The 6,220-nt window shown below is 69.0% G+C and carries 6 protein-coding genes; 3 read left to right on the top strand and 3 right to left on the bottom strand.

Going from position 1 to position 6,220, the window contains the following annotated elements:
- From JO236_RS06825 to JO236_RS06815, 3 genes are all read left to right on the top strand, one after another.
- Positions 1 to 964: class I SAM-dependent methyltransferase (locus tag JO236_RS06825; protein ID WP_293326476.1), on the top strand; the 964-nt coding region annotated here is incomplete at its 5' end.
- Positions 965 to 1,025: 61 nt separating this feature from the next.
- On the top strand, positions 1,026 to 1,865 hold the full coding sequence (locus JO236_RS06820) for a dienelactone hydrolase family protein (RefSeq protein WP_293326474.1): 840 nt from the start codon (positions 1,026 to 1,028) through the stop codon (positions 1,863 to 1,865).
- A gap of 123 nt (positions 1,866 to 1,988) precedes the next feature.
- A complete protein-coding gene (locus JO236_RS06815; protein ID WP_293326490.1) occupies positions 1,989 to 3,032 on the top strand; it encodes an LLM class F420-dependent oxidoreductase in 1,044 nt (347 codons plus the stop codon).
- 2 nt (positions 3,033 to 3,034) lie between these two features.
- Here JO236_RS06815 and JO236_RS06810 read toward each other — a convergent pair whose 3' ends face one another.
- The 3 genes from JO236_RS06810 to glmM are packed head-to-tail and all read right to left on the bottom strand — an operon-like array spanning position 3,035 to position 6,139.
- Positions 3,035 to 4,435: a hypothetical protein gene (locus JO236_RS06810; RefSeq protein ID WP_293326471.1), complete on the bottom strand. Its 1,401-nt coding sequence runs from the start codon at positions 4,433 to 4,435 to the stop codon at positions 3,035 to 3,037.
- A 2-nt stretch (positions 4,436 to 4,437) separates the two neighbouring features.
- A complete protein-coding gene (locus JO236_RS06805) occupies positions 4,438 to 4,758 on the bottom strand; it encodes a type VII secretion target (RefSeq protein WP_293326468.1) in 321 nt (106 codons plus the stop codon).
- A 43-nt stretch (positions 4,759 to 4,801) separates the two neighbouring features.
- Positions 4,802 to 6,139, bottom strand: coding sequence for a phosphoglucosamine mutase (gene glmM, locus JO236_RS06800; RefSeq protein WP_293326466.1), 1,338 nt, complete (start codon positions 6,137 to 6,139; stop codon positions 4,802 to 4,804).
- Positions 6,140 to 6,220 lie beyond the last annotated feature (81 nt).

Genomic DNA, 6,220 nt, shown 5'->3' with positions numbered 1-6,220 from the left:
TGACCGACACCGTCGCGCAAGGCGCCGCCGCCGTGCCGTTGGCACCGCGTCGTCCGCTCCCGGCACGGGCGCGGCGACGTGCGAGAGGGTCGGTCTGATGGGGATTCGGCCGCTCTGGCGGGTGCCGGGAATCGTATTGCGGGAGCGGCTTCATCCGGAGGGTCGTGGCCGGATTCCCGAACCCATGGTGATGAACGATCCTGAGTCGGTCGCCCAGTTCCACGTCGGCGGCGCGTCGAACCCCGGGATGCAGGGCGTGTACGACCTGTGTGCCCGCGCCCTCGACGCGCTGCTGCCGCGGGGCGGGCGGCTGCTGGACCTGGGGGTCGGGTCGGGCCGTGCGCTCAGCGCCGCGCTGCGTCGACGGACCGATATTCACGCCACCGCGGTCGACCTGGCCCCCAACATGTTGTCCACGGCGCGCCAGCTCTTCGAGGCCGAGGGCCTGAACGGGCGCGTCGATCTAGTCCAGGCCGACATCACGGCGCTGCCAGAACAGCTTTCGACGGCGTCCTGGGACGCGATCTCCTGCATGTGGACTCTGCATCAGCTACCCGATTTCGACGTCCTGCGCGCCGCGCTAGCCCAGCTGGCTGCCGTGCAACGCAGCAGCGGGGCCGCGGTGTGGATTTCCGACTTCCAGCGCCTGCGCAACCCCTCGACCTGCCCCGAAATGTTGGTGTGCGTCGACCCGGCGTCGCCGGCGGTGCTGCGTCAGGATGCCATCGCGAGCGAAGCGGCGGCGTTCACCAGCGACGAGCTTTCTCGAGAGTTGTCTGCCGCCGGACTGCACGGGATGCGGTTCGGTCATTCGACACCGCTGCCTTACCTGCAGGCGCACTGGACGTTCGGGGCGCGCGGCAGGCCCGGCACCCCGAGCGACAAACCGCCCCCGCAGCTGACCGGTCTGGCTCGCCGCGAGGCTGCGCTGTTGCGCTGGGGTTTCACCTCCAAGCCGTTCTGATCCCGGCTGGGCCACGCGCACTCAGTGGACCAATCCCCCGGGTCACAGCTAACGTCGAAGCGTGGCCCGCACCCGCAAGCTTTTCGCCGCTCTCAGTCGCCGTGGCCCGCATCGCGTTCTGCGTGGTGACCTGGCCTTCGCCGGCATGCCCGGGGTGGTCTACACCCCGCAGGCGGGCCTGTCGCTTCCCGGTGTCGCGTTTGGGCATGACTGGCTGACCAGCGTCGGCCGCTATTCGGGCCTGCTTGAACATCTGGCGTCGTGGGGCATCGTGGCCGGAGCTCCGGACACGCAACGGGGGCTGGCGCCCTCGGTACTCAACCTGGCCTTTGACCTCGGTACCGCGCTGGACATCGTGGCCGGAGTGCGGCTGGGGCCCGGAAAGATCAGCGTGCACCCGGCCAAGCTGGGCGTGGTAGGGCACGGTTTCGGTGGTTCGGCAGCCGTCTTTGCAGCGGCCGGCATGCCCGGCAAGCTCGCAGCGGTCTCGGCGATCTTTCCGGCGGTGACCAATCCTCCGGCCGAGCTGCCGGCGGCTTCGTTGAAGGTGCCGGGTTTGATCCTCAGCGCACCCGGGGATCCGAAGGCGCTGAATTCGGATGCCCTGCAGCTTTCCCGGGTTTGGGAGGCCGCCGGGTTGCGCACCGTCAGCAAAGCCGAACCCGGAGGCCTGGTCGAGGGTCGACGACTGACGAAGGTCGTCGGCCTGGTGGGACCGCACCGCAAGACGCAGCGTTCGGTTCGGGCGCTGCTGACCGGATATCTGCTCTACACACTGACCGGTGACAAGGATTATCGCGACTTCGCCGACCCGGATGTTGAGCTGCCCCAGACGGATTCGCTGGATCCCGATGCGCTGGCCGTCACCCCGGAAGACAAGATCGTCGCGCTGCTGAAATAGTCCACCGAGCGTCCAGCGTCGCGTTCCCCGTCGAGGGTCGCGCTGGGATGTCCCCCGTGAGCCGCAGTCCTCCCCGCTCGATGTGTCTGCGACGCTCGGCGATCGTCGTGATAGATGTCGTGGATGCGAATCGGGATCGCGCTGGATTACTCCGGCGGTTTTCACGACGGCGTCGACCGCATTGTCGAACTGGAAAAGGCCGGCATCGAGGTGGCCGTGGTGGCCGAGGCGTATGCGTTTGACGGCGTCAGTCAACTCGGCTATCTGGCCGCCAAGACAACGACCGTGCAATTGGCTTCGGGTGTGTTCCCTATCTATACCCGCACGCCGTCGCTGCTGGCGATGACGGCTGCGGGACTGGACTTCGTGTCCGACGGCCGTTTCAACCTCGGGATCGGTACGTCCGGACCGCAGGTGATCGAAGGCTTTCACGGCGTCCCGTTCGACGCTCCGATCGGCCGTACCCGCGAGGTGGTGGAGATCTGCCGTCAGGTGTGGAGGCGGGAGCGGGTCCGCCACGACGGAAAGCATTACCAGGTTCCCTTGCCCGCGGACCGCGGCACCGGCTTGGGCAAAGCGCTTCAACTGATCAATCACCCTGTGCGAGAACATATTCCGATATCCATCGCGGCGCTGGGACCCAAAAACGTCGAACTTACGGCCGAGATCGCCGAAGGTTGGCAGCCGGCCTTCTACTATCCGGACCGGGCCGGGTCGGTCTGGGGTGACGCGTTGGCGGCGGGGACCGCCAGACGGGATCCCGCACTGGGCCCGTTGGACGTCATGGTGGGCACGTCTCTGGCGATCGGCGACAACGTCGATGACCGTCTGGCCTGGACCAAGCCGACGCTGGCCCTCTACATCGGGGGGATGGGCGCCAAGGGCCGCAACTTCTACCACAAACTGGCCACCCGGTACGGGTTCGGCGAGGACGCGGACCGGATCCAGGACCTCTACCTGGCCGGTCGCAAGCGCGAGGCCATCGACGCGGTGCCCGACGAATTGGCGCGCGGGATCTCGCTGATCGGCCCGCGCGGATTCGTCGCCGAACGGCTGAGGGTCTTCGCCGAAGCCGGCGTGACGACGCTTCTGGTGAGACCGGTGGCCGACGACCCGAAAGAGGCGCTGCGCTATGTCAAGGAGCTGCTGGCGCTGCGGGCTTCCTGATTTCACTGGCCCGCCTGGGGCAGCGCGTCCGCGGCGATCTCGCAGGGGGTTGATCCGCCGGGCGGTGGGTTGGCCGGTGGCGCGCTGACCGGGGGCGTGTCGTGCGGCGGGCCGGCTGCCGGTGGTGGCGGGTCAGGAGACTGCCCACCGTTCTCCGGTGGTGCCGCCTCGGCCGGAACAGCCGGTGCCGCCGCGTCGACGCCGTCGGCTAGGTCGCCCGGCTCGTCGGCGTCCTTGGCCTGCTCGGCCCGGGCAGCACGCGTGTCGTCTTCGACTTCGCCATGGCCGTCGTCGTGGTCGTCGTCGCCGCCGTCCTCTTCGTCTTCGTCAAAGGGGTCGTCAAAAAGATCGTCGCCGGGCGATGAGTCGTCGAGTCCCGGGAGACCGCTGAGCTGGTCGGCCGCCGAACCCAACAGGCCTCCCATGGCATCGACGATCCGGCCGGCGAGCCCGGAGAGGCCGCCCGCGCCGCCGGCGCCGCCGAGATCGCCCAAGCCGCCAGGACCGGTCGCGCCCATCGGCGATGCCGAAAGATCAGCTGGCGCGCTTGCCGTCCCCGGGGGCGTCTGGGCCGTCGGACTTTGCCCGATCGCGCTCGCCGCCGGTGCCGGATCCCGCGAAGGGGTCAGGAACGCGGCGGCCGCCGGCGTGATCGCTTCTGTCGCCGCCGGCGGGACGGCGGGGACTGGACGCAGCGACTCGCGACCCGATCCCAGCACATCGGGAATGTCGAAATAAGTTGGCGACGCGGCAGCCAGCTTGTCGTTGACCATGTCGTAGCAAGCTGCGACGCCGGCCCGCGTCGAACGCATAACTGCCACCCATTCTTCACGAATGTCGTTGTCCACGTAGGGTTTTATCTGCTGGCGAACTAGCTCGTCGGCCGTGGGTCGGTCGCCCACGCCGGTCGTCACGGTGTCGGCTGCGGCCAACCACGTCGGCCGGTGCGCGAGCGCTCGATCGTCGATGTCGATGACCGTCGCGACCTTGACGTCCACCAGGTGCCACAGGTTGTCGCGCAGCGACTCACAGCGCTGGGCGGCCGCACGAACTTCGGCGGCCACCGCGCTTCCGGAGTCGCAGTGGCGTTGCAGGAAGTCAACCGCGGACTCACCGCCCGGGCCCACCCACGCCGACACCAATTGGGTGATCTGGTCGCGCTCCGTGCGCAGCGCCTCGGTGAGCGCGGCAACCGCGGCCCGCAGTTCCGAGCAGTCCTTGTCGAGTGCGCGCAGATCCAGGCTGCCTTCGCTGTCGTACCAGTCGCGGACCTGGGCCGGCTGGGACGTCAGATCCGGGTGTTGGTAACCGAGGGCCTGGCAAGCTCGCACATATTTTTGCGTGCGCTCGACGGCGGGCCACCCCTCCGCGAGCCGCCCGGCGACGTCCAACCTGTCGGCCACGATCAGGCTATCCGCGCCACGCCACGCCGCTCGGTGTCGGCGTAATGATCGGCACCGGCCCGCAGGGCCACGGCAATCTCGTCGGCCGCGCGTGACCATTGGGACACCTGCGCCGCCAGCCGGTCCAATGCGGCGCGCAACGCGTCGCCGCGCGCGGTGTGCGCCCGGCCGGCCAGGGCCCCGCTGAAGGTCAGCCCGGCCAGGTGGTCGGCCACCGCGTCATTGATCAAGTGGGCGGCGACGCCGAACCGGTCGGCGACCGCATATATCGCCGGCACGTCGACGCTGGTAACCGAAAAGCTTGGACGACTTTGGAATCTCATGCCTAATCCGACGCCGGGAGCGGCGCGGGGGTTCCAACTTCAGTCAGCGCTTGGCGCTCACCGCATCCGCGACGTTCGTGGCCAGCCGGCGCGCAACGTCTTCGTCGGCGGCTTCCACCATCACTCGGATCATCGGCTCAGTTCCGGAGGGCCGCAACAGAATTCGCCCGGTGTCCCCGAGCTCCGCCTCGGCCTTGTCGACCGCGGTCTGCACCTCGGGAGCGGCGGCGGCGGTGGCTTTGTCCGCAACCTCGACGTTGATCAACACCTGCGGCAGCGTCTGCATGACCGACGCGAGGTCGGCGAGCGACGAACCGGTCTGCACCATGCGTGTCATCAGTCTCAGCCCGGTGACGATGCCGTCGCCGGTGGAGCCCAGCGCGGGCATCACGATGTGGCCGGACTGCTCGCCGCCGAGGCTGTAGTCGCCGCCGCGCAACTCCTCCAAGACGTAGCGGTCGCCGACACCTGTGGTGCGCACGGTGACGCCGGCCGCGCGCATGGCCAGGTGCAGCCCGAGATTGCTCATCACCGTGGCGACCAGCGTGTCGGAGGCCAGTTCGCCGGCCTCCTTCATCGCCAGTGCGAGCACGACCATGATGGCGTCGCCGTCGACGAGTTGGCCGTCGGCGTCGATGGCCAGGCACCGGTCGGCGTCCCCGTCATGGGCCAGTCCGAGGTCGGCGCGGTGGGCGATCACCGCCGACCGCAGGGAATCGAGGTGTGTCGATCCGCAGCCGTCGTTGATGTTGAGCCCGTCCGGGTCGGCGTTGATGGCGATGACGCGGGCGCCCGCGGCGCGGTAGGCGCGTGGTGCCGCCGCCGAGGCCGCGCCGTGGGCGCAGTCGACGACCACGGTCAGTCCGTCCAACCGGATGGTGCTGGCCTTGCCGACATGGCGCAGGTAGCGGTCCACGGCGTCCTCGGCGTCGATGACTCGGCCGATATCCGCGCCGACCGGGCGCAACCCTGGTCCGTCGGCGACCAGGTTCTCGATCTGGTCCTCGGTGTCGTCGTCCAACTTGTGGCCGCCCGGACCGAAGATCTTGATGCCGTTGTCGGGCATCGGGTTGTGCGAGGCCGAGATCATCACCCCGATGTCCGCGTCGTAGGCGCCCGTCAGATATGCCACGGCCGGGGTGGGCAGCACGCCGACCCGCAGCGCGTCGACACCCTGGCTGGTGAGGCCGGCTATGACGGCGGCCTCGAGCATCTCGCCACTGGCCCGCGGATCGCGACCGATCACGGCGACCCGCCGGCCCGGCTCGCCCGAACTCGCCAGGAGCCGCGCCGCCGCCGCGCCCAGCGCCAGCGCCAGCTCGGCGGTCAACTCGCGATTGGCGACTCCGCGGACGCCGTCGGTGCCGAATAGTCGACCCATGCGGACAAACCTCTCACAGTTGGCTCTCTTAGACCTAACGCGCGCTAACGTGCACTTTCTTTTCTGACCGCAACCGCGCGT

Source organism: Mycobacterium sp. (assembly GCF_019247635.1).
In the GTDB taxonomy this organism is placed as follows: Bacteria; Actinomycetota; Actinomycetes; order Mycobacteriales; family Mycobacteriaceae; genus Mycobacterium.
The sequence above is the reverse complement of the archived record's forward strand: the minus strand, read 5'-3'. Positions and strand labels throughout refer to the sequence as shown.

Bases quoted from the DNA above. Each gene is read 5' to 3' on its own strand.
- JO236_RS06805 (WP_293326468.1), bottom strand. From the start codon at position 4,758: ATGAGATTCCAAAGTCGTCCAAGCTTTTCGGTTACCAGCGTCGACGTG.
- JO236_RS06815 (WP_293326490.1), top strand. From the start codon at position 1,989: ATGCGAATCGGGATCGCGCTGGATTACTCCGGCGGTTTTCACGACGGC.
- glmM (WP_293326466.1), bottom strand. From the start codon at position 6,139: ATGGGTCGACTATTCGGCACCGACGGCGTCCGCGGAGTCGCCAATCGC.